This window comes from Massilia sp. 9I (genome assembly GCF_902506415.1).
GTDB lineage: Bacteria > Pseudomonadota > Gammaproteobacteria > Burkholderiales > Burkholderiaceae_D > Telluria.
In genome coordinates this window covers 4,831,117-4,851,886 of record NZ_LR733275.1, presented here as the reverse complement: position 1 = coordinate 4,851,886, position 20,770 = coordinate 4,831,117, and the positions used below count along the sequence as shown (strand labels likewise).

Genomic DNA, 20,770 nt, shown 5'->3' with positions numbered 1-20,770 from the left:
TTCAGGGCTGGGGCTCGTGCACGTCGTCGACCGTCACATCCTCGGCGGCGATCTTCTCTTCCGCCAGCGCGTGGTCTTCTTCGTCCGCCACCAGGCCTTCCTGGCCGGCGCCGCGTGCGCTGTCGTAGGTCAATTCGACAAGCATCGGGAAATGGTCCGAGCCGAAGGATGGCAGGCGCCGGATGAAGGACAGCGTGAAATGCTCGCTGTGGAACAGGTGGTCGAGCGGCCAGCGCGCAAACCAGTAGCCGGCGTGGAAAGTATTGAACATGCCGCGTCCGATGCGCGGATCGAGCAGGCCGCTGATCTTGCGGAACAGCCGCGTCGTGGTCGACCACGCCACGTCGTTCAGGTCGCCCGCGACGATCACCGGCGTCTCCAGGCCGGCCTCTGCCACGCTCTTGGCGACCACCAGCAGTTCGGCGTCGCGCTGGGTCGATTCCATGTGCTCCGTCGGGCTGGGCGGCGTTGGGTGCACGAAATGCATGCGTACCTTGTGCCCGGACGGCAGCACCACCAGGGTATGCATCGAGGGGATGTCGTCCTCGACCAGGAACTGGATGGCGCTGTCTTCCAGCGGGAAGCGTGAGTACACGTGCATCCCGTACAGGTTTTCGAGCGGGCACTTCAGCGTATGAGGATAGTCCCGTTCCAGCACGTCCAGCCTGTCCTCCCACCACTGATTCGTTTCCAGCGTGACGAAGATATCAGGCTGATGCTCGCGGATCAGGGCGATCAGGCCTTCGGTATTCCGGTTCGGCATCAGGACGTTCGCCGTCAGGATACGGAACTGGCGATGGGAGTCGGCGACCACCGCAGCCTTCACTTCATGCGGGTAGGCCTTGGTATAGGGAAGGATCCACCAGGCCTGGTAAGCCAGGCAAGCGGCATTCGCCAACAGCAGCAGGTAGAAGGGACTATCGCGCCAGTCGAGGAAGGCGAACTGTCCGGCCAGCACCACGAGCGACAGGACCGCCAGTTGCAGGCGCGGAAAATCCAGGTCGCGGATCCACCAGCCCGTACATCGCAACAAGGGCAGCAGTGTCGCAAGGACGATTACGGCAACCAGGGTTACGAAGGTCGGAAGCAGCATGGCGATCTCAAGTCGGTAGTGGCTCATCAATGTGATGACCTCGACTATGCGCTGTCCGGGTGCAGCAGTCTGTGCGCTAGCGTGCGTACGCGCTAGGAAACAGTAAAAAACAGGTGAAATGCCGCATGGAAATTTGTAACTATTCTTTTCAGTTTGCGTTTAACACTTGAAACTTTTGGCAGAGGCCGTAATCTCACTCACGTAAGCGGACACCACGGAGGAAACATGAATACCATCCGAGTAACGCACGCGAGACATTTCCCAAAAAGGCAATCGCTCCGCAGGCAGCGCATCGACTACTACCCGCTCCTGGGCCTTCTCATGGTCGCACTGGCAGCCGTACTCGGCTACGGCGCCCTCTACCTTCTCCTCTGGGCCTGAGGCCCGCAGCCGCTCAAGCGGCTGCAGCCATTTTCGGCTATTGGGCGATCCTCACGATCAGCTTCCCAAAATTGCGTCCCTGCAGTAAATCGATGAAAGCTGCCGGCGCCTGCTCCAGCCCGTCGACGATGTCTTCGCGGTAGCGCAGCGACCCATCGGCAATCCAGCCCTGCGCCTCTTGCAGGAAGGCTGGCCGCAGGCCGGCGAATTCGCGCTGGATGAAGCCGCGAATGCTCAAGCTTTTCTTGAGCACGTCGCGCATGACGAGGGCCAGGCGATCGACGCCCGGCTCGGCCTGCGGCAGTGCGTTGTACTGCGCGATCAGGCCGCAGACCGGGACCCTGGCGAAGTCGTTCAGTAGCGGGAACACCGCATCCCACACCTTGCCGCCGACGTTTTCGAAATACACGTCGATCCCGTCCGGGCAGGCTGCGGCCAGTTGCTGCGCGAAGCCGGGCGCGCGGTGGTCGATCACGGCGTCGAAGCCGAGTTCGTCACGCACGAAGGCGCACTTGTCGGGACCGCCCGCGATGCCGACCGCTCGCGCGCCCTGGATGCGCGCGATCTGCCCCACCGCCGAGCCGACCGCACCGCTGGCCGCGGCCACCACCACGGTCTCGCCTGGCTTCGGCCGGCCGATCTGCAACAGGCCGGCCCATGCGGTAAAGCCCGGCATGCCGAGCACGCCGAGCGCGGTGCTGGGCGGCGCCGCGCCCGGGTCCAGCTTGCGCAGGTTCTCGCCATCGGACAGCGCGTAGCGCTGCCAGCCCGAATGGGATAGCACGATCTCGCCCACCGCGTAGTCGGCATGGCGCGAGGCGATCACGCGCGCCACCGTGCCGCCTTCCATGACCGCGCCGATCGCGACCGGCGCGGCATACGACTTGGCGTCGTCCATGCGGCCGCGCATATAAGGGTCGAGCGACAGGTACAGGACCTCCAGCAGCAGCTGGCCATCAAGGGGAACGGGGACCGGCTCCTGCACGATCCGGAAATTCTCCGGCCGTGGCAGGCCCTCGGGACGGGAAGCGAGCAGGACCCGCTGGTTCGGCGCTTGAGTCATGGTTGGCGTCTCCTGACGAATTGGCAAACGAATATGCTACGCCGTAACGAAAAAAATTTCTGGCGGCCCGATTACAAGCCCTTACAGAATTTCGTACTGCCGCGCCTTCTCAAGCATTCGCCGGACTTGTACCATAGGCGGTATCTCGTCAGCTCTCCGAAAGACCCGCAATGAATCAAAGTATTTTCTCGCGCACCCTGTGCGTGGCCGCCTTCGCGCTCGCCTGCGCTGCACCGACTCAGGCCACCAGCCTGACCTCGTCCGCCTCCAGCGCGGGCTCGGCTTCGTCCGGCAGCATTTCCGATTCGATCGGCGGGTCCAGCAACAGCTCCAGTGGCGACAACAAAGTAGCCGCTGGCGACTACCGCGTGATCGACATCGCCCAGGCCCCGGCCAAGGTGGACACCACTCGCATGACCCTGCGCGCGGTGGCTGCCGGCCCGGCCCGTGAGTTCTATCTCGACGTGCCGAACCGCGCGCTGGCCGCGCGTGCCGTGAGCAAGGGTGAGCTGGTGCAGGTCAGCGAGCGTGTGTATGGCTTCGAGTTCGCCCACGCCGACACCAAGCGCTCCTTCTTCCTGGCCCTGCAGGACGACTGGTACCGCGACCTCGCCTCGCGCAAAGTCACCATCTGATCTGATGTTCAGCAAGTTCGCCGTCGCCGCGCTGCTGCTGGGCGCGAGCGCCGGCGCAGCGGCCGGCCTGCCGGTCTTCTGCCAGCAATCGATCGACATCAGCGCCGCCGAACAGGACCGCGTGCTGCGCTTCGCGGGTGCGGTCAAGAACGAGCTACAAGCTTCCGGTGCGCGGGTCGCGCTGATCGCACGCGCGGGCCTCGACCTGAGCCGCTTCGGCCAGCTGTACTCGCACGCCGGCGTCGCCCTGCGCGACAATCCCGGCGGTCCCTGGGCCGTGCGCCAGCTCTACTATGCCTGCGACGAATCGCGCCCGCGCCTGTTCGACCAGGGCGTGGCCGGCTTCGCCTTGGGCGCCGATGCGCCGACGCGTGGCCATGTCGCGCTGCTGTTCCTGCCCGAAGAAGATGGCGCCCTGCTCGAGCAGGCCGCGCTCGACAAGCGCCTTGCCCTGGCCTTGCTGGCCGGGCAATACAGCGCCAACGCCTATGCCTTCGGCACCCGCTACCAGAACTGCAACCAGTGGGTGGCCGAGCTGCTGGCCAACGCCTGGGGACGCCTCGACGGCAGCGCCAGCGCACATCCGCGCGAAGATGCCCAGCAATGGCTGCGGGCCCAGGGCTATGCCGCCGGGCCGGTCCGGATTCCTTCGCACTGGATGATGTTCGCGGGCCAGTTCGTGCCGCTGGTGCACCTGAACGACCACCCGCTGGAAGACGTGCAGGCGCTCGCGCTGCAGGTCAGCGTACCGGCCTCGATCGAAGCCTTCGTGCACAAGCGGGCGCCGCAGGCGCGCAGGGTCGAGCTGTGCCATACGCAGGAGCGCATCGTGGTGCGGCGCGGCTGGGAGCCGCTGGGCGCCGCCTGCGAACCGGCGCCGGGCGACGAGGTGATCGCGCTGGCGCCCTGAGCCCGCGTTCAGCGGCCGTTGATGCTGAGGATGTTCCCGTCAGGGTCCTTCAGCCACAAGGCCTTCATGTTCATCGCGTCCATGACGTGGATGTCGCCTTCCAGGCGCATGCCTTCGAAGCTGTAATGCTCGAAGCGCGCGCCCTTCTCTTTCAGCGCCGCGGCCACATCTTCGATCCGGTCGCCGACGTCCCAGGTGATCGCCGTGGCCTGGTTGGTGCCGGCATAGTCCGACCGGTACACCTGGATGCGCGAACGGCCGCTTTCGAAGATCAGCACCTCGGCCGGACCGTCGCCGCCGAGCTCGCGCAAGCCCAGCAGCTTGCCGTAGAACTCCCTTGCTTTCACCACATCGCGCACACCCACTGTTGCAACCGCATCCGCATTTGCCAGCATGATGGTCTCCCGACAGGTAGTGCCGTCAGCCTAGCGCGTCCGGTTCAGGAACAGCGCAGCCTTGCCTAAAAAAAAGCCCTGCTCGCGGCAGGGCTTGATCGGGTCTGCGGACGGCTTACTTGGCTGCGGCCTCGGCCAGCTTGCGCAGGACGGCGGGCGACACCGAGTCGCGGCCGCGGCTCAGCTGGTACAGGGTACGGAGGTCGACCTGGCCACTGCGGGCGACGGCAGGCACCGGAACATAGAACAGGCTGCGGAAGAATTCGATGATGGTAGACATGATGGTTTTCCCTGAAATCTCTTTTGGATGACATCAGTATGGGCGCTTTCAGATAGAAATCAAATTGCGATTCATGATGAATGCCATTCACCAATCAACTATCTTCAACACATGTTCATTTGCCAAAACATTTGTGCAAATGCATGTTGTGTTAAACTAACGCCCACTGGTCCCAGGGACCAGTGTCCATATCCCTCGCCAGTCAGGACCATTGCGCAAGTGTGACAAGCACGCGGCACCCGGTCCATACTGAAGCCTGTCATGCAGGCTATCCGTCCAAAGTGCAAAGTGGCAGCAGCGCCAGGGCAGTTTCGTGCCCGGGCCGCGCCCTTATGCACCAATCAGGAGAACTCATGCAAATGCTCTGCTCTGCGGGCTTTATTTTCCTCATCGTCTTATGGGGGATCCTCGCCCCGGACAACATGGCCTCCGTCTTCGAGACCATGCTCGCCTCCCTCACCCGCAACTTCGGCTGGTTCTACCTGTGGGTAGTGCTCGCGCTGGTCCTGTTCGCCGCTTTTGTTGCCTTCAGCCGCTACGGCAGCCTCAAGCTCGGTGGTGAAGACGAAGACCCCGAATTCACGGTCGGCAGCTGGTTCGCCATGCTGTTCGCCGCCGGCATGGGCATCGGCCTGGTGTTCTGGGGCGTGGCCGAACCGATCTCGCACTACGTCACCGCCCCGCCCGGGATCAAGGCCGGCACGCCGGAAGCGGCCAACGCCGCCATGCGCTACGTATTCTTCCACTGGGGCCTGCATCCCTGGGCCGTGTACAGCGTGGTTGCGCTGGCGATCGCCTTCTTCCAGTACCGCCGCGCCGGCAATCCCCTGATCAGCACCGTCACCAGCTCCCTGCCCTGGCGCCCGGTGCGCGCGATGTCGGGGCTGTTCAACGGTCTCGCCGTGGTGGCCACCGCTTTCGGCGTGGCCGCTTCGCTGGGCGTGGGCGCGCTGCAGATCAACAGCGGCCTGAACGCGGTGTTCGGGCTCGAGATCAGCCCTGGCGCACAGGTCGGGATCATCGTCGTGACGGCCGCCATGTTCATCACATCCGCCGTGAGCGGCGTCGAAAAAGGCGTCAAGCTCCTGTCCAATGCCAACATGATCGTGGCAGCCCTGCTCGCCCTGGCCGTGTTCCTGCTCGGGCCGACGGTCGCGATCATCGATACCTTCACCAATACCCTGGGCAGCTATGCCAGCGAACTGGTTCGCATGAGCCTACGCTCCACGCCCTTCCGCGATAGCACCTGGGTCGGCAACTGGACCATCTTCTACTGGGCCTGGTGGATCTCCTGGTCGCCCTTCGTCGGCCTGTTCATCGCGCGCGTCTCGCGCGGGCGCACCATCCGCGAATTCATCCTCGGCACCGTGCTGGCGCCTTCGCTGGCGGCCTTCGTCTGGTTCTCGATCTTCGGCGGCACCGCGCTCTACCTGGAAATCTGGCAGCACGTGCCGCTGAGCGAGGCCGTGAAAGCCGATGTCGCGACAGCCCTGTTCGCGATGTTCGATGCGATGCCCTTCGGACAGGTCATGTCGGCGGTGGCGACGCTACTGGTGGTGGTGTTCTTCGTCACCTCGGGCGACTCGGCCGTGCTGGTGCTGGGCATGATGAGCCAGGGCGGCAACCCGAATCCGAGCACCCGCGTGAAACTGGTCTGGGGCGCCCTGATCGCCGGCATCGCCATCAGCCTGCTGCTGGCGGGCGGCATCGACGCGGTGCAGACCGCCACCATCCTGTTCGCCCTGCCCTTCGCGCTGGTGATCGTGCTGATGGTCATCGCCCTGTGGCGGGCCCTGCGCGAGGACTGGCAGGAAGAGGCGCGCCGCGAACGTGCACTGCGGCGCCGGATGCGCGAGATGGCGGCGCACTGAGCCGGTCGGGGTCGGGGACGCGCGTGCCTCGGCTGTAGCCAAACTGGTATCATGCGCGTTTTCCGGATCCCGGCCCGGACTCTGTCCGACAGCGCCGCCGTCCCTTACCCTACAGAACATCAAGAATGACTACTCCGACCAATCTGCCGGGCTTCTTCAGCCGGCTTTCGATCGCCTTCGGCGCCTTCTTCAAATCACTTGGCGACGCCGAGTTCGCGGCGCGTGTGCGCGATGACGGAGTGGGCCCGGTGGCCATGCCGACGCCTGCCCCGACCGCCGCGCCTACCGCAGCACCGACGCCGGCCCCGACCGCCGCGCCGCTGCGCGCCCCGAGCGCCGAGTCGGCCCTGCAACTGCTGGGCCTGTTCCAGCGCGAAGCGCGCCTGATCGACTTCACCCAGGAAAACCTGAGCGCCTATTCCGACGCCGACATCGGCGCCGCCGCCCGCGTGGTGCACGAAGGCTGCGCGCGCGTGCTGCGCGAGCACTTCACGATCGAGCCGGTGCGCCTTGAAACCGAAGGCACCCGCATCACGCTGGAAGAAGGCTTCGACGCCGCCAGCGTGCGCCTGACCGGCAACGTGGTCGGCCAGGCGCCGTTCAAGGGCACGCTCTCGCACCGCGGCTGGCGCGCCAGCAAGGTCCAGCTGCCGCAGCTGGCCGAGAAGCATGATGCGCGCGTGCTGGCGCCGGCGGAGGTGGAGCTGTGAGCGATCCTCGCTACGCCATCGGCATCGACCTGGGCACCACTCACAGCGCCCTGTCCTATGTCGACCTGCAGGCCAGCGACGGCGAGAAGACCGTCGACGGCGTGCTGCCGGTCCCGCAGCTGACCGCTCCCGGCACCGTCGAAGCGCTGCCGCTGCTGCCCTCCTTCCTCTACCTGCCGCACCCGGACGAACTGGCGCCGGGCGAAACCGCGCTGCCGTGGAGCGCCGGCGGCGAAGGCTTCGTGGCCGGCGAGATGGCCCGCAGCCGCGGCGCCACCACCCCGATCCGCCTGGTGTCCTCGGCCAAGAGCTGGCTGAGCCACCCGAGCGTGGACCGCCGCGCCGCCATCCTGCCGCACGACGCGCCGGAAGAAGTCACCCGCGTCTCGCCGCTCGAAGCCTCGACCCGCTACCTGGCCCACTTGCGCCAGGCCTGGAACGCCGCCCATCCGGATGCGCGTTTCGAGGAGCAGCAGGTCACGGTCACGATTCCCGCTTCGTTCGACCCGGGCGCGCGCGAACTCACCGCGGAGGCGGCGCGTAACGCCGGCTTCGCGCCGACCTTGCTGGAAGAACCGCAGGCGGCCCTGTACAGCTGGATCCAGGGAAGCAAAGGCGCGTGGCGCAAGCAGGTCAAGGCCGGCGACATCGTGTTGGTCGTGGACGTGGGCGGCGGCACCAGCGACTTCTCGCTGATCGCGATCCTCGAACGCGACGGCACGCTGGAACCGCACCGCGTCGCGGTGGGCGACCATATCCTGCTGGGCGGCGACAACATGGACCTGGCGCTGGCCCACTTCGTGGCACGCAAGCTCCAGGCGGGCGGCACCCAGCTCGACTCCTGGCAGATGCGCGCCCTCACCTACGGCTGCCGCAGCGCCAAGGAACACCTGCTGGCCGATGCGAATGCCACCGTGTGGCCGATCGTGGTGCCGAGCCGCGGTTCGAAACTCATCGGCGGCTCGATCCGCACCGAACTCACGCGCGACGAAGTCACCGCCTTCATCACCGACGGTTTCTTCCCGCGCGTGGAAGCCACGGCGCGTCCGGCTACCCGCACCCGCGCCGGCCTGACCCAGGTCGGCCTGCCGTACGCGCAGGACGCCGCGATCACGAAGCACCTGGCAGCCTTCCTGGCGCGCCAGGCCGGCGCCACTGCGGAGCTGGAAGGCTTCGGCCGCGCGGTGAATCCCGAACACAGCTTCCTGCATCCGAGTGCGGTGCTGTTCAACGGCGGCGTGTTCAAGTCGGCCATCCTGGCCCAGCGCGTGATGGACACCATCAACGACTGGCTCTACATGGAAGGCGCCGAGCCCGCACGTATGCTGGAGGGCGCCGACCTGGACCTGGCAGTCGCGCGCGGCGCGGCCTACTTCAGCTACGCGCGCCGTGGCGGTGGCGTGCGCATCCGCGGCGGCACCGCCCGATCCTACTACGTCGGCGTGGAATCCTCGATGCCGGCGATCCCCGGCATGGAACCGCCGATCGAAGCCCTGTGCGTGGCGCCTTTCGGCATGGAAGAAGGCAGCGAACTCGAACTGCCGGGCCAGGAATTCGGCCTGGTGGTGGGCGAGCCGGTCACCTTCCGCTTCTTCGGCTCGACTACGCGCCGCCAGGACCGCATCGGCGAGGTGCTGGAATTCTGGGGTCCGGACGAGCTGCAGGAGATGAACGAAATCCAGGCGACCCTGCCGGGCGAAGGCCGCGTGGCCGGCGACGTGGTGCAGGTGAAGCTGCACGCGCTGGCCACCGATGCGGGAACGCTGGAGCTGGCCGCTGTTGCGCGTGACGGCCAGCGCTGGAAGATCGAGTTCGACGTCCGCCAGCAGTGAGCTACCTCGTCAGCATCGACCTGGGCACCACCAACACGGTGCTGGCCTATGCCGCACTTGGTGCGGCACAGGTCGAGCTGTTGCAGATCGAGCAGCTGGTGGCGCCCGGTGAAGTAGCAAGCGCGCCACTGCTGCCCTCGATGCGCTATCACCCTGCGCCGGAAGAACTCGCCCCTGGCGAACTCCAGCTCCCATGGCCTCAGCAGGACCCGGCCGGCATTGAACGCGTCGCCGTCGGCCGCCTGGCGCGTGCGCTGGGCGCGCAGACGCCGGGCCGCCTGGTCGCCAGCGCCAAGAGCTGGCTGTCGCATGCAGGCGTGGACCGCATGGCGGCCATCCTGCCCTGGGGCGCCGAGGAGGCCGACGTCGCGAAGCTGTCGCCGGTGGCGGCCAGCGCCAGCTACCTCGCGCACCTGCGCGCGGCCTGGAACCGGCGCTTTCCCAAGGCGCCGCTCGAGCGCCAGCAGATCGTCCTCACCGTTCCCGCGTCTTTTGATGAAGGCGCGCGCGCACTGACCCTGCAAGCGGCGCGCATGGCCGGCCTGCCGGAGCTGCGCCTGCTGGAAGAACCGCAAGCCGCCTTGTATGACTGGCTGTACCGCCATCGCGCGACATTGGCCCAAGACCTGGCGCACACGAAACTGGTGCTGGTGGCCGACGTCGGCGGCGGCACCACCGACTTCAGCCTGGTCAAGGTCGAGCTGGAGGACGATGGCCAGCCGAAGCTGACACGTATCGGCGTCGGTAATCACCTGATCCTCGGCGGCGACAACATGGACCTGGCGCTGGCGCACTTGGCCGAATCGCGCCTGGGCAATCCAGAGCGCCTGTCCGCCGGCCGCCTGGCGCAGCTGACGGAACGCTGCCGCGCCGCCAAGGAACAGCTGCTGGCGCCCGATGCGCCGGACCAGGTGAACGTGACCCTGCTCGGCTCCGGTTCGCGCCTGATCGGCGCCAGCCGCTCGGCCACCATCGCGCGCGATGATGTGCAGCGCATCGTGCTCGACGGCTTCCTGCCGCCCAATGAAACTCAGGAGGCGGCCAAGCGCGCACGCGCCGGCATCGTCGAATTCGGCCTGCCGTATGCGAGCGATCCGGCCATCACGCGCCACCTGGCCGGCTTCCTGCGCCAGCACGCGCAGGCGGCGCGCGAAGCGCTCGGCATCGGGGACGACGGCGCTTTGCCCGTGCCCGACACCCTGCTGCTCAACGGCGGCGTGTTCCGCGGCGCCGCGTTGGCGCAGCGCCTCGCGGACGTCCTGTCGGCCTGGCGTGGGGCGCCGATCCAGGTGCTGCACAACGAAGATCCGGACGTGGCCGTGGCACGCGGCGGCGTCGCCTATTCGCTGGCGCGTGCCGGCCAGGCGCCCGCCATCGAAAGCGGCTCGGCGCGCAACTACTACCTGCTGCTCGATGCCGAGCAGTCCGGCGACTCCGTCCGTGCCGTCTGCCTGCTACCGCGCGGTGCGCCGGCCGGCGAAGAAGTGCGCCTTGAAGGCCGCAGCTTCGCCCTGCGCCTGGGCCGCCCCGTGCGCTTCCATCTGGTCTCGTCGACGGCCGATCCGGCCGGCGTGCTGCCGCAGGCCGGCGATTTGCTGGACCTGCCCGCCACGGACATCGTACGCCTGCCCGCCATCTCCACGGTATTACGCAGCAAGCGCAGCGCCGACATTCCGGTGCAGCTTGCCGCGGTGCTGTCCGAAGTGGGCACGCTCGAGGTCTTCTGCATCGCCGAAGAGGATGCGTCCCAGCGCTGGCGCCTCGAATTCCAGCTGCGCGCGCAGGACGAACCGGTCGAGGAGGAAGCGCTGCCGGTCGAACTCGATGAAGCGATCGCCCGCATCGACCGCATCTTCGGCAACCGCTCGCTGCAGGTCGACCCGCGCGAAGTGCGCCAGCTGCGCGGTTCGCTCGAACACCTGCTGGGCGGACGCGAACGCTGGACGACGCCGCTGCTGCGGCGCCTGTTCGACGCTCTCTTGGTGCGCGCCAAGGGCCGCCGCAGGTCGAGCGAGCATGAACGCGTGTGGCTGAACCTCGCCGGTTACTGCCTGCGGCCCGGCTTCGGCCATCCGCTCGACGAATGGCGCATCGAGCAGCTGTGGAGCATGTTCGAGAACGGCGTCCAGTACCACAAGGACAGCCAGGCGCGCGCCGAATGGTGGACGCTGTGGCGCCGCGTGGCCGGCGGCCTGTCGACTGAAGCACAGCTGCGCCTGCTCGACGACTTCGCCTTCAACCTGCAGGCCGACGAATCGGAACGCGGGCGCCGCCCTGTGACGCTGGTGGACGGCAGCGAAGACGACATGCTGCGCGTCGGCGCCTCGCTCGAGCGCATCCCCTCCGCCTACAAGGCCGAGATCGGGGATTGGCTGATGGGACAGATATTGGCAATGCCGAGCGGCGCGAAGATCGACGCTCGCGCCGCGGCGCGTTATGGACGCTACCTGTGGGCCCTCGGCCGTGTAGGCGCGCGCCAGTCCTTCCACGGCGCCGCGCACGAAGTGGCGCCCGCCGCTTCCGCAGAAAGCTGGCTGGGCCAGCTCCTGCAGCTCGACTGGAAGAAGATCGAACCGGCCGGCTTTGCCGCCGCCCACATCGCCCGCATGACCGGCGACCGCTCGCGCGACATCAGCCTGGCGGTGCGGGACGAGGTGCTGCGCCGCCTGGCCGCCAGCGGCGCACCGCCAGCCTGGGCGGCCATGGTACGCGAGGTAGTGGAGCTCGACCAGGCGGTCGAGACCCGCATGCTGGGCGACGCGCTGCCGCCCGGACTCAAGCTGCTGCGCTAGGCACCGCGGCGGCGGGCCGGCTGTAGGCGGCCCAGGCGACCAGCAGGAGTGCGAGGATGCTCATGGCGGCGCCGCCGAACAGCACGGCCGGATACGCCATGCCTGCGTTCAGGACCGCCGCCCCCAGTGCGGCGCCGATCGCATTGCCGAGATTGAAGGCGCCGATGTTGACCGAGGACGCCAGGCCCGGCGCTTCGCTTGCCGCGCGCATCACGCGCATCTGCACCGGCGGCACCAGCGCGAACGCCGCGGCGGACCAGACGAACAGGCCGATGGCCGCACCCGCCTTGCTCGCAGCCAGCCACGGGAAGGCGATCATCGTCGCGGCTTCGACCAGCAGGAAGAACAGGATGGTGCGGTCGACCGAACGGTCGGCCATCTTGCCGCCGATGGTGTTACCGACCGTGAAGCCGATACCAATCAGCGCCAGCATCATGGTGATGAAGCCGGGCGAGGCCTGCGTGAAAGTCTGCAGCACCGGATTGATGTAGGTGTAGAGGGCGAACATGGCGGCCGAGGACAGCACGGTGGTGAGAAGCGCCTGCAGCACCACGGGGCGCGCCAGCACCTTGAGCTCGCGCTTGACGTCCAGTGCCCGTCCGCGGCTCCCGGCCGGTAGGAACATCATGAGGGCCGCCATCGCGGCCACACCGAGCATGCCGATGGCGCCGAAGGACTGGCGCCAGCCCAAGTGTTCGCTCACCCACGTCGCCGCCGGCACGCCGCCGATGTTCGCGATGGTCAGGCCCAGGAACATCATCGCCACCGCGCTCGCCTGGCGCTCGCGCGGCACGATGCTCGCCGCCACCACCGAACCGATGCCGAAGAACGCGCCGTGCGCCAGGCTGGTGACCACGCGCGCCGCCATCAGGCTGGCGTACTGCGGGGCGAGCGCCGACAGGATGTTCCCGAGCGCGAAGATGGCCATCAGGGCAACCAGGGCACGACGCCGCGGCCAGCGCGCCAGCAGCAGGCTCATGACGGGCGCGCCCGCCATGACGCCGATGGCGTAGGCGGACACCAGCATGCCGGCCGCCGGAATCGAGACGCCGACGCCGCTCGCGATCGTCGGCAGCATGCCCATGGGGCCGAACTCGGTGGTGCCGATGCCGAAGGCGCCGACGGCCAGGGCCAGCAGGGCCAGGCCCGCGCCGCCTTTGGCGTGCTGGGAGGAAGAGATATCGCTTGAAGAAGAAGGTGCGTGCATGGACTCGGCTTTCGTGTAACAGGCCGAGCATTATCGCGAAGATCATTTTTCAGATAAAGTAGGCAATCCGAGAAATACTTTTGCTGAAATCGAGAAAATGAAGATCGAGCTGGACGAGCTGGTTGTGTTCCTGGCCATCGTAGACACGGGGTCGATGACGGCGGCCGCCGAGCGCCTCGGGCAGCCGGTATCGACGGTGAGCCGGCTGCTCGGCCGGCTGGAAGAAAAGCTGGCGACGACACTGCTGCGCCGGACCACGCGCCGGCTCGATCTCACCGACGAAGGCGATGCTTTCCTCAGCGACGCCCGCGGCATCCTGCATGCCGTGCAGGCCGCCGAAGACCGCATCGTGGAACGGCGCGGACAGTTGTCGGGCCAGCTGCGCATCGATGCGGCGACGCCCTTCATGCTGCACGTGCTGGTGCCGCTGATACCGGAATACCGCGCGCTGCATCCGAACGTGACGCTCACGCTCAGCAGCAACGAAGGCTTTATCGACCTGCTGGAACGCCGCGTGGACCTGGCGGTGCGGATCGGCGAACTGAAGGACTCGACCCTGCACAGCCGCCTGCTGGGCCATGCGCGGCTGCGGTTGGTGGCCAGCCCCGACTACCTGCACCGGCGCGGCACGCCGGCGAATGTGGCGGAGCTGATGGGTCACGAACTGCTGGGTTTCAGCGAACCGGATAGCCTGAACGTCTGGCCGCTGCGCGACCTCGAGGGCAAGCGGGTGCGGATCGAGCCGACCCTCAAATCCTCCAGCGGCGAAACCCTGTGCCAGCTCGCCCTGCAGGGCATGGGCATCGCCAGCTTCTCCGACTTCCACACCGCGAGCGACCTGGCCGCCGGCCGCCTGGTGCAAGTGCTGCCCGAGCTGACGATCCCGGCAAGCCGTCCGATCCATGCCGTGTATTACCGGCATTCCGCCGTCTCGGCGAAGATCGAATCGATGGTGAACTATCTTGCCCAGGCCCTGCCGCGCCAGCCCTGGCTGACCTGAGCTACGGCTCAGCAGAACACGAAATCTTCATTCGATTTCGGCAGCGCGGCCATTACACCACGCACCACGGACCATCCAAACCCGGCGACGGGGACCAGCAGCAACCAGAACGCAGACATGATCGACTCCTTGTGCACAGCTCGTTTCGCACACCTGTGCGAAATCATTTCAAAAAAAGGGACAGGCATGGCCGGTCCCGCACTTCCCTACTCCAGGTCGTTGAAGCTCTTGTACGTCGAGATCAGGCGGTTGAATGCCCGTTGCGCCCGCCGCGGCACCGCGTTCGCGCGCAGGAAGCGGGCGTCGTGCATCACACCGATGGCCAGGCTGTAGATCTCGAACACCAGCTGCTCGGGTTCGGTATCCGGCCGCAGGTGCCCGGCTTCCATCGCCTGCAGCACAGTCTTGCGCATCGACCCGCGCCAGCGGTTCACCCCGGCCTCGATACGGTCGCGCAGTGGACCGGGCACGTCGTCGAACTCGAAGGCGCCGGCCGTGTACAGGCAGCCTCCGCGCGTGGTTTCGTTGCCGATCTTCTTGAGCCACAGCTCGACCTGCATGGTCAGGCGCGGCAAGCCGCGCTCCACCTGCAGCGCCGGCATGAACACCTCTTCGCCGAAGCGGCGGTCGTACTCGTCCAGCACCGCCGCCTGCAGGGCCTCGAGCGAACCGACGCGCGAGAAGATGCCGCTCTTGCTGATGCCGGTCCGCTTGGCCAGTTCGCCCAGCGATACCTTGCCGATGCCCTCGGCGGCCGCCATGTCGTAGGCAGCTTCCAGGATGGTCGCAAAGGTGGCTTCGCTTTTGGCAGTGGTGTTCATGCATCCACTTTAGCACACCTGTGCGAAAGAACAAGGATTATCGTTGCCCTCCCGTTACCAGAACTTGTAGCTGGCCGAGAACGCGAACTGGCGGCCGAACAGGTTCTGGCTGTGGTCATAGCCTTCCCAGCCGTTCGGATCGTAGTAAGGCTTCTTGTCCAGCACGTTCTTGATGTTGAGCCCCAGGTTCAGGTTCTTCAGCGGTTTCCAGTTGAAGCCCAGGTTGACCGTCGTGTACGACGGCGCGCCATCGCACAGGTTAGCCGGCAGCGATACGCCGGCAGCAGTGCAGTTGGCCGGCACGTTGTCGGTGTCGTAGTCGCCGTAGGCCCACTTGGTCTTGCCCGTGTAGTTCACGAACAGGCTGGTGGTGAACTTCCCGTAGGTCCAGTCGGCGTTGAAGGTGCCGCGCAGGCGTGGCGAGCCGTAGTAACCGACGTAGTTGCCCGAGAAGCCGCTGCCGTCCTCGTAGTTGTAGGTCTCGCGGCGGCGGATGGTGAAGGCCACGCCGGTGTTCAGGCGGCCATAGTCGCCCAGGCCGATGCGGGTGCGCGCGTCGATGTCGAAGCCGTCCACCAGGGTGCGGCCGCGGTTCAGGTAGGAGTTGATCAGGCCACCCAGGTTACCGACCGAGTAGGTCGGCAGCTTGCCGGTGCAGGCCGCGGCGTTGGCCGGATTGGCGCACATGGTGGCCACGGCCGCCATGTTGGCGCGGTCGGCGTCGGTCAGCGCGTTGCGGATCGCCTTGTCGGTGCCGGCCAGGCTCGGGCCGTATTGATCGACCAGTTCGGTGAACAGCTGGTTGAAGTCCTGGCGCACGATCTCGTTGCGGCGGTTGACGATCCAGTAGTCCAGCGAGACGCTGACGTCGCGCACCGGCTGCAGCACCAGGCCGAGGGTGGCGATCTTCGCCTTCTCCGGTTCCAGTTCCGGGTTCGGGGGAGTCAGGCCGCCCGCCGTGGTCGAGCAGTTCGAGTTGAGCAGGTTGCGGCCCAGGTCGACCTCGGTCGCCGAGACGGATTTCATCAACAGGCGCGCAATGGCATTGGTCTCGTCGCAGCGCACGGTGTCGCGGATGCCGCCCACCTGGGCGAACACGCCGCCAGAGCCGGATTCGGCCAGGTTGGGGGCGCGGAAGCCTTCCGAATAGGTGCCGCGCACCATCACTTCCGGCGTGGCGCGCCACACGGCGCCGATCTTCGGCGCCAGGTTGGCGCTGAAGTTCGGGTACTTGTCCAGGCGCGCCGCGGCGTTCAGTTCCAGCTTGTCGGTGAGCGGCACCACCACTTCGCCGAACAGGGCCGAAATGGTGCGCTTGCCGTCGAACCAGGAACCGCCCTGCTGGGTGATCAGGCCGTTGGCGGCGTCCGCATTGCCCGGGGTGTCGAAGCTTTCGCGCATCAGGCTGGTGCCGAAGGCGGCGCGCACTTCGCGCCCGCCGATCTTGGCGAGCGTCCCCTCGACCTTGGCGTCCCAGGTAATCAGCTTGGTCCAGGACTGGATGTCGAAGGTCGGGTAGGCCTGGCGCAGCAGGGCCGCATTGGCTTCGCTTATCTCGCCGAATTTGTAGGCCGGGTTGTCGGCGATGTAGGTGCGGCCCGTCACCGGGTCGGTGGTGAAGGGACCGAAGGCCTTGGCAAAGCCCGCGGTATTGATGTTGATGGTCTGGTACAGGGTCGAATGGCTGCCCGCCACCGCCAGCGCGGTCTCGAATTCCCAGTCGCCGAACACGGTGCCGCGCACGCCGGCCAGGGCGCGGTAGCTGTCGTCGATGTTCTTCTGGCCGAAGTGGCCGGTGGCGTCCTGCATCAGGTAGTTCAGGCCGGCCGCGCCGCCCATCTTGGCCGCCATGTCCGGATCCAGCCTGCCCTTCAGGTAGACGTTGTTCGGGCCCAGGTAGGGAATCGCGAAGGTGTTCAGCTTGGTGCCGGTGTTACGCGCGAACCAGTTGTTGGTGCTGCCGCTGTTGAAGCTGCGTGGGCCGTTCTCGCCGCGCATCTTGATGTGGGTGTAGGCCGCTTCGGCGAAGCCTTCGAAGCCATTCCCGAAGCGCATCCGGCCGGCCAGGTAACCGGTGGCGCGCTTGGACGACGGGCCGGTGTCGAGCGCATACGGCAGGTTGTTCCAGATGCAGCGGGTGCCGGAAGCTTCGGTGATCATGGTCGGGCAGCCCGGCACCGCACGCTGGGTGCGGGCATTGTTCTTGGCCGGGTCGAACACGAAGAAGGTGCCCTGGTTCAGCACGCCCGGCTCGCTGCCGGTGCCGATCCGGAAGTTCGGGATGAAGCTCGGGTTGTTGACGTAGAAGTGCTCGGGGCGCTTGTCATAGGTGTCGGCCAGCGCGATGCGGTCGCGCTGGTAGACGTTTAGCGAGCCGATCACGTTGTAACCGTCCTCGCCCAGGTCGCCGGTGCCGAACACCAGGCCGCCCTGGCGTTCGCCGTAGGAATCCACTTCGGCCGAGGAATCGTGGCTGAACTTCGCTTCCAGGCCCTGGTAGTTCTTCTTGGTGATCACGTTGATCACGCCGGCCACCGCGTCGGAACCGTAGACCGCCGAGGCGCCGTCGGTCAGGATCTCCATGCGTTCGATCGCCGCGGCCGGAATCGCGTCGATGTTCACGAACATGGTCTGGAATCCGGACGGCGCGCCGTAGAAGGACAGACGGCGGCCGTTGAGCAGCACCAGGGTGCCTTGCGCGCCCAGGCCGCGCAGGTTGGCCTGCGAGCCGCCGTCGGAGCCGGTGAACATCGAGCGGAAGTCCTGCTGGGCCGGACGCGCGGCAGGCAGGTTGTCCAGCACCTGCATCAGGGTGCGGGCGCCCATGTTCTCGATCTGCTTGGCGTCCACCACCTGCACCGGCGACGCAGTTTCGGCGTTGATGCGCTTCAGGCTGGAACCGGTGACTTCGACGCGCGCCATCTTGGCGTCCTTGCCGTCCTCGGTCTTGGTAGTGGTGGTTTCCTGCGCCAGCGCGCCGGATGCCAGGCCGGCGGCCGCCAGCGCGGCCATCAGTGTGTTGAGTCTCATTGCCTCTCCTTTTGTTATAGATGTGTGCCCTGTGGGGCGATGGTGGGTCTCGTTATTGCAGCGGCAGCGTGTCGACGTTCACCGCGGGCGCGCTGCCGGTCGCGGGACGGGTGAAGCTCTGGTTGATCGGCACGTAGTCGCTGAAGAAGCCGCCGTTACGCAGGTAGAAGCGGCCGTTGCGCAGGCCGCCCGCGTAGTCCATGCGCTGGGCGTTGGCGGCAGTGGCGTCGCCGGTGAAGCGGGCGTTCAGGATCTCGGTCCAGGTCCCGGCCGTGCTGCGCGCCCACTGGTTGCCGTGTTCGGCCTGCCGGCCCAGGTAGCCGCGGGTGTCGATGAAGTTCTCGAGGAAGGAATACACGCCGGCGTGGTAGGTCGTGGTGGCCGGGCGCTTCCAGGTGGCGATGTAGCGCCAGGTGCCGAGTTCCGGCGCGAAGAACCAGGCCGAGAAATCGGTGGCGCCGGCGCCGTCCGGCCGCGCACGGGTCAGGAAGCGATAGGTGTTCCCCGCCAACCAGTTGTAGACCAGGTAGCTCTGTCCGCCCGTGCCCTCGCCGCCGAAGCCGTTGTCGACCACGCCGGCGCCCTTGCCCGCCAGGGTGGTCTTGGCGCCGTTGTCCGCGTCCCACACCGAGAACAGCACCCAGCGCTCCGATGGCGATTTGACCTGGATGCCGAAGTAGCCGCCGTTGAAGCCGTTGGCCATGTAGTAGGAACCGATCGGATCCTGCCCGCCAGGTACCGTGATCTCGCTGTAGAAGTACTCGGTCTGGGCCGGCACGGTGTACCCCAGGTGGACCGATGGGCCGCGCCGCGACCAGTAGTAATTGGCCGCGTCGTTGGCGTAGTTCAGGCCGGAGGTTGTCGTCACCTTGATCCCGGAGACTTCGCCAAACCAGGTGCTGTCCTTGCTCACGCCCTGCAGGTCGACCCGGATGTAGCCGGCCGGCAGGCTGAGGGTGCCGACCGCGTAGGTCTTCTGCGGTCCCTTGCTCAGCTTGACTTCGAAAGGCGTGCCGTTGACCGTCACCCGCACGGTGCTGTTTTTACCCTTGGACAGGCTGGCGTCCAGGCCGATCGTGGCGCTGCCCGCCTGCGCCATCCGGAACCAGGCGCTGCTCACGGTGGAGGCGCTGGTCCAGTTGGTGAGGCCGGCGGTGGAGATGGTCTCCGTCGCGCCGCTGCCTGCCGTGGTGACAAAGGCGTTACCCTGCAAGGCGACCGTGGCCTGGGCCGCGGCCTGGGTGCCGGCCAGGCCGAGAGCGAGGGACAGCGCGGCGGTATTCAACATCAGCATCGTGCGTTTCATCGGGTCCTCCCGGGAAGGTGGATGGGTTTAATAGCGGTCGTCGAAGGCGAAGATCGGCTTGCGGCTGCGCCAGCTGCCGCCGGTGAAATCGGGGAAGTCGAGGGTCTGGAAGCCGAGCGCGATGGACTGCTCGGACAGCGGCGTGATCGCACTCCAGGTGATGGCGTCGTAGATATCGATGGGCATCGGCGCGTTCTCCTTCAGCGCGGAGATGAAGGCGTGGATCACGAAGTAGTCCATGCCGCCGTGGCCGGCGCCGGCCGCCTGCTCGGCGTACTTGCGCCACAGCGGGTGGTCGTACTTGTCCTGCCAGGCCTTGAAGTCGTCCCACTGGTGCGGCTTGCTGATGCCCTCGATGTGCATCCCGCGGTTCACGTCCATCCACAGGCCTTGCGTGCCCTGCACCCGGAAACCCAGCGAGTACGGGCGCGGCAGCGAGGTGTCGTGCTGCAGGATGATGGTCTCGCCGTTGTCGCAGGCCAGCGTGGTGGTGACGATGTCGCCCAGGCGGAAGCGCGACTTGGCGTTCGGATGGTCCTTGCCGCCTTCGCGCAGCACGTACTCGTGCAGGCCGGCGGCCTTGCTGGCAAAGGTGTTGATGCGGGTGAAGCGGTTGCCGCGGTTGATGTTGGCGTACATGGCGAGCGGGCCGATGCCGTGGCTCGGATACAGCTCGCCGTTGCGGCGGACCGAGTGCTCGGTGCGCCAGCGCGCCTCGGACCATCCCTTCGTGCCGAACTCGACGCCGCTGCCATATGGCTTGGCCGGATCGCCGCTGTTGAACTTCACGGCGCGCAGGTCGTGCTGGTAGCCGCCCTGCATGTGCACCAGTTCGCCGAACAGGCCGGAGCGCACCATGCGCAGCACCGCCATCACGTCGCGCCGGTAGCACACGTTCTCGAGCAGCATGTAGGGGGTGCCGGTCTTGAGCTGGGCGTCGAGCACGTCCCAGTGGTCCTGCAGGGTGACGCCCGCCACCACCTCACAGCCGACCGGCACCTTGGCGCGCATTGCCTCGATCGCCATCGGCGCATGCCATTCCCAGGGTGTGGCGATGATCACGCCATCGAGCTTGCTTGGGTCGAGCATGGCGCGGTAGGCCAGGCTGCCTTCCGCGCCGTAGGCGGCCGGACGCGGCTTGCCGGCGGTTTCGACCATCTTGAGCGCGCGCTCCAGCATGATCGGCTCGATGTCGCACAGCGCCACCACCTCGACGTCGTCGCGCCGCACCAGTTCACGCAACAGCACCTGGCCGCGCATGCCGGTGCCGATCATGCCGATGCGTACGCGGTCACGGGTAGCCGCGCCGGCGCCGGGAGCTGCGCCGGCCAGTAATGCGCCGCCTGCCAGTGCAGGGCCGAGGGAGAGAAAATTGCGTCGCTTCATGTGCTGTTTTCCGTTCAGTTTTCAGGTCGAAGGATGAGCGAGGCCCTCCCCGTCCGAA

Annotated in this window: 16 protein-coding genes; 7 read left to right on the top strand and 9 right to left on the bottom strand. The window is 66.7% G+C overall.

Annotation, left to right across the window (positions count from 1 at the left end; all coding sequences use genetic code 11):
• Nucleotide 1: 1 nt before the first annotated feature.
• Both GV068_RS21620 and GV068_RS21615 read right to left on the bottom strand, forming a co-directional pair.
• The gene (locus GV068_RS21620) at nucleotides 2-1,093 is read right to left on the bottom strand and encodes an endonuclease/exonuclease/phosphatase family protein (protein ID WP_159702762.1); all 1,092 of its coding nucleotides are present in this window, start codon (nucleotides 1,091-1,093) and stop codon (nucleotides 2-4) included.
• A 418-nt stretch (nucleotides 1,094-1,511) separates the two neighbouring features.
• A complete protein-coding gene (locus GV068_RS21615; RefSeq protein ID WP_159702759.1) occupies nucleotides 1,512-2,537 on the bottom strand; it encodes an NADP-dependent oxidoreductase in 1,026 nt (341 codons plus the stop codon).
• 170 nt (nucleotides 2,538-2,707) lie between these two features.
• Here GV068_RS21615 and GV068_RS21610 point away from each other — a divergent pair, with 170 nt between their 5' ends.
• Nucleotides 2,708-3,172, top strand: a complete 465-nt coding sequence (locus GV068_RS21610) for a hypothetical protein (RefSeq protein ID WP_159702756.1) — start codon at nucleotides 2,708-2,710, stop codon at nucleotides 3,170-3,172.
• Between the two features lie 4 nt (nucleotides 3,173-3,176).
• The gene (locus GV068_RS21605; RefSeq protein ID WP_159702753.1) at nucleotides 3,177-4,082 is read left to right on the top strand and encodes a DUF2145 domain-containing protein; all 906 of its coding nucleotides are present in this window, start codon (nucleotides 3,177-3,179) and stop codon (nucleotides 4,080-4,082) included.
• Between the two features lie 8 nt (nucleotides 4,083-4,090).
• On the opposite strand, the gene GV068_RS21600 is transcribed toward GV068_RS21605, so the two are convergent.
• Together GV068_RS21600 and GV068_RS21595 are read right to left on the bottom strand one after the other, a co-directional pair.
• Entirely contained in the window at nucleotides 4,091-4,477 is a 387-nt protein-coding gene (locus GV068_RS21600) for a VOC family protein (protein WP_159702750.1), read from the bottom strand.
• A 115-nt stretch (nucleotides 4,478-4,592) separates the two neighbouring features.
• Entirely contained in the window at nucleotides 4,593-4,757 is a 165-nt protein-coding gene (locus GV068_RS21595; protein ID WP_159702747.1) for a hypothetical protein, read from the bottom strand.
• A gap of 353 nt (nucleotides 4,758-5,110) precedes the next feature.
• Here GV068_RS21595 and GV068_RS21590 point away from each other — a divergent pair, with 353 nt between their 5' ends.
• The 4 genes from GV068_RS21590 (at nucleotide 5,111) to GV068_RS21575 (ending at nucleotide 11,962) form a co-directional block, all read left to right on the top strand.
• Nucleotides 5,111-6,628: a BCCT family transporter gene (locus GV068_RS21590; RefSeq protein ID WP_159702744.1), complete on the top strand. Its 1,518-nt coding sequence runs from the start codon at nucleotides 5,111-5,113 to the stop codon at nucleotides 6,626-6,628.
• Nucleotides 6,629-6,753: 125 nt separating this feature from the next.
• The gene (locus GV068_RS21585) at nucleotides 6,754-7,338 is read left to right on the top strand and encodes a DUF2760 domain-containing protein (RefSeq protein ID WP_159702741.1); all 585 of its coding nucleotides are present in this window, start codon (nucleotides 6,754-6,756) and stop codon (nucleotides 7,336-7,338) included.
• Nucleotides 7,335-9,170, top strand: coding sequence for an Hsp70 family protein (locus GV068_RS21580; protein WP_159702738.1), 1,836 nt, complete (start codon nucleotides 7,335-7,337; stop codon nucleotides 9,168-9,170). Before GV068_RS21585 ends, GV068_RS21580 begins: the two co-directional genes overlap by 4 nt.
• Complete coding sequence (locus tag GV068_RS21575; RefSeq protein WP_159702735.1) at nucleotides 9,167-11,962, top strand: Hsp70 family protein; 2,796 nt, start codon at nucleotides 9,167-9,169, stop codon at nucleotides 11,960-11,962. The genes GV068_RS21580 and GV068_RS21575 overlap by 4 nt, the downstream gene beginning before the upstream one ends.
• Here the strand turns inward: GV068_RS21575 and GV068_RS21570 are convergent.
• Nucleotides 11,946-13,169 carry an MFS transporter gene (locus GV068_RS21570; protein WP_159702732.1) on the bottom strand — a complete coding sequence of 408 codons (1,224 nt, stop codon included), beginning with the start codon at nucleotides 13,167-13,169 and terminating at the stop codon, nucleotides 11,946-11,948. The two genes, GV068_RS21575 and GV068_RS21570, sit on opposite strands and share 17 nt — an antisense overlap.
• 97 nt (nucleotides 13,170-13,266) lie before the next feature.
• Here GV068_RS21570 and GV068_RS21565 point away from each other — a divergent pair, with 97 nt between their 5' ends.
• Nucleotides 13,267-14,169 (top strand): LysR family transcriptional regulator, encoded by a 903-nt coding sequence (locus GV068_RS21565; RefSeq protein WP_159702729.1) that lies wholly within the window; start codon nucleotides 13,267-13,269, stop codon nucleotides 14,167-14,169.
• A gap of 206 nt (nucleotides 14,170-14,375) precedes the next feature.
• Here the strand turns inward: GV068_RS21565 and GV068_RS21560 are convergent, their stop codons facing one another.
• The 4 genes from GV068_RS21560 to GV068_RS21545 are packed head-to-tail and all read right to left on the bottom strand — an operon-like array spanning nucleotide 14,376 to nucleotide 20,712.
• Nucleotides 14,376-14,990: a TetR/AcrR family transcriptional regulator gene (locus GV068_RS21560; protein WP_159702726.1), complete on the bottom strand. Its 615-nt coding sequence runs from the start codon at nucleotides 14,988-14,990 to the stop codon at nucleotides 14,376-14,378.
• A gap of 54 nt (nucleotides 14,991-15,044) precedes the next feature.
• Nucleotides 15,045-18,020, bottom strand: coding sequence for a TonB-dependent siderophore receptor (locus tag GV068_RS21555; protein ID WP_159702723.1), 2,976 nt, complete (start codon nucleotides 18,018-18,020; stop codon nucleotides 15,045-15,047).
• A gap of 52 nt (nucleotides 18,021-18,072) precedes the next feature.
• The gene (locus GV068_RS21550) at nucleotides 18,073-19,326 is read right to left on the bottom strand and encodes a DUF3472 domain-containing protein (protein ID WP_159702720.1); all 1,254 of its coding nucleotides are present in this window, start codon (nucleotides 19,324-19,326) and stop codon (nucleotides 18,073-18,075) included.
• A 27-nt stretch (nucleotides 19,327-19,353) separates the two neighbouring features.
• Nucleotides 19,354-20,712, bottom strand: a complete 1,359-nt coding sequence (locus tag GV068_RS21545; protein WP_159702717.1) for a Gfo/Idh/MocA family protein — start codon at nucleotides 20,710-20,712, stop codon at nucleotides 19,354-19,356.
• Nucleotides 20,713-20,770 lie beyond the last annotated feature (58 nt).

Coding starts and splice junctions, on each gene's coding strand:
- GV068_RS21620 (WP_159702762.1), bottom strand. CDS start 1,093: ATGCTGCTTCCGACCTTCGTAACCCTGGTTGCCGTAATCGTCCTTGCG.
- GV068_RS21615 (WP_159702759.1), bottom strand. CDS start 2,537: ATGACTCAAGCGCCGAACCAGCGGGTCCTGCTCGCTTCCCGTCCCGAG.
- GV068_RS21610 (WP_159702756.1), top strand. CDS start 2,708: ATGAATCAAAGTATTTTCTCGCGCACCCTGTGCGTGGCCGCCTTCGCG.
- GV068_RS21605 (WP_159702753.1), top strand. CDS start 3,177: ATGTTCAGCAAGTTCGCCGTCGCCGCGCTGCTGCTGGGCGCGAGCGCC.
- GV068_RS21600 (WP_159702750.1), bottom strand. CDS start 4,477: ATGCTGGCAAATGCGGATGCGGTTGCAACAGTGGGTGTGCGCGATGTG.
- GV068_RS21595 (WP_159702747.1), bottom strand. CDS start 4,757: ATGTCTACCATCATCGAATTCTTCCGCAGCCTGTTCTATGTTCCGGTG.
- GV068_RS21590 (WP_159702744.1), top strand. CDS start 5,111: ATGCAAATGCTCTGCTCTGCGGGCTTTATTTTCCTCATCGTCTTATGG.
- GV068_RS21585 (WP_159702741.1), top strand. CDS start 6,754: ATGACTACTCCGACCAATCTGCCGGGCTTCTTCAGCCGGCTTTCGATC.
- GV068_RS21570 (WP_159702732.1), bottom strand. CDS start 13,169: ATGCACGCACCTTCTTCTTCAAGCGATATCTCTTCCTCCCAGCACGCC.
- GV068_RS21565 (WP_159702729.1), top strand. CDS start 13,267: ATGAAGATCGAGCTGGACGAGCTGGTTGTGTTCCTGGCCATCGTAGAC.
- GV068_RS21560 (WP_159702726.1), bottom strand. CDS start 14,990: ATGAACACCACTGCCAAAAGCGAAGCCACCTTTGCGACCATCCTGGAA.
- GV068_RS21555 (WP_159702723.1), bottom strand. CDS start 18,020: ATGAGACTCAACACACTGATGGCCGCGCTGGCGGCCGCCGGCCTGGCA.
- GV068_RS21550 (WP_159702720.1), bottom strand. CDS start 19,326: ATGAAACGCACGATGCTGATGTTGAATACCGCCGCGCTGTCCCTCGCT.
- GV068_RS21545 (WP_159702717.1), bottom strand. CDS start 20,712: ATGAAGCGACGCAATTTTCTCTCCCTCGGCCCTGCACTGGCAGGCGGC.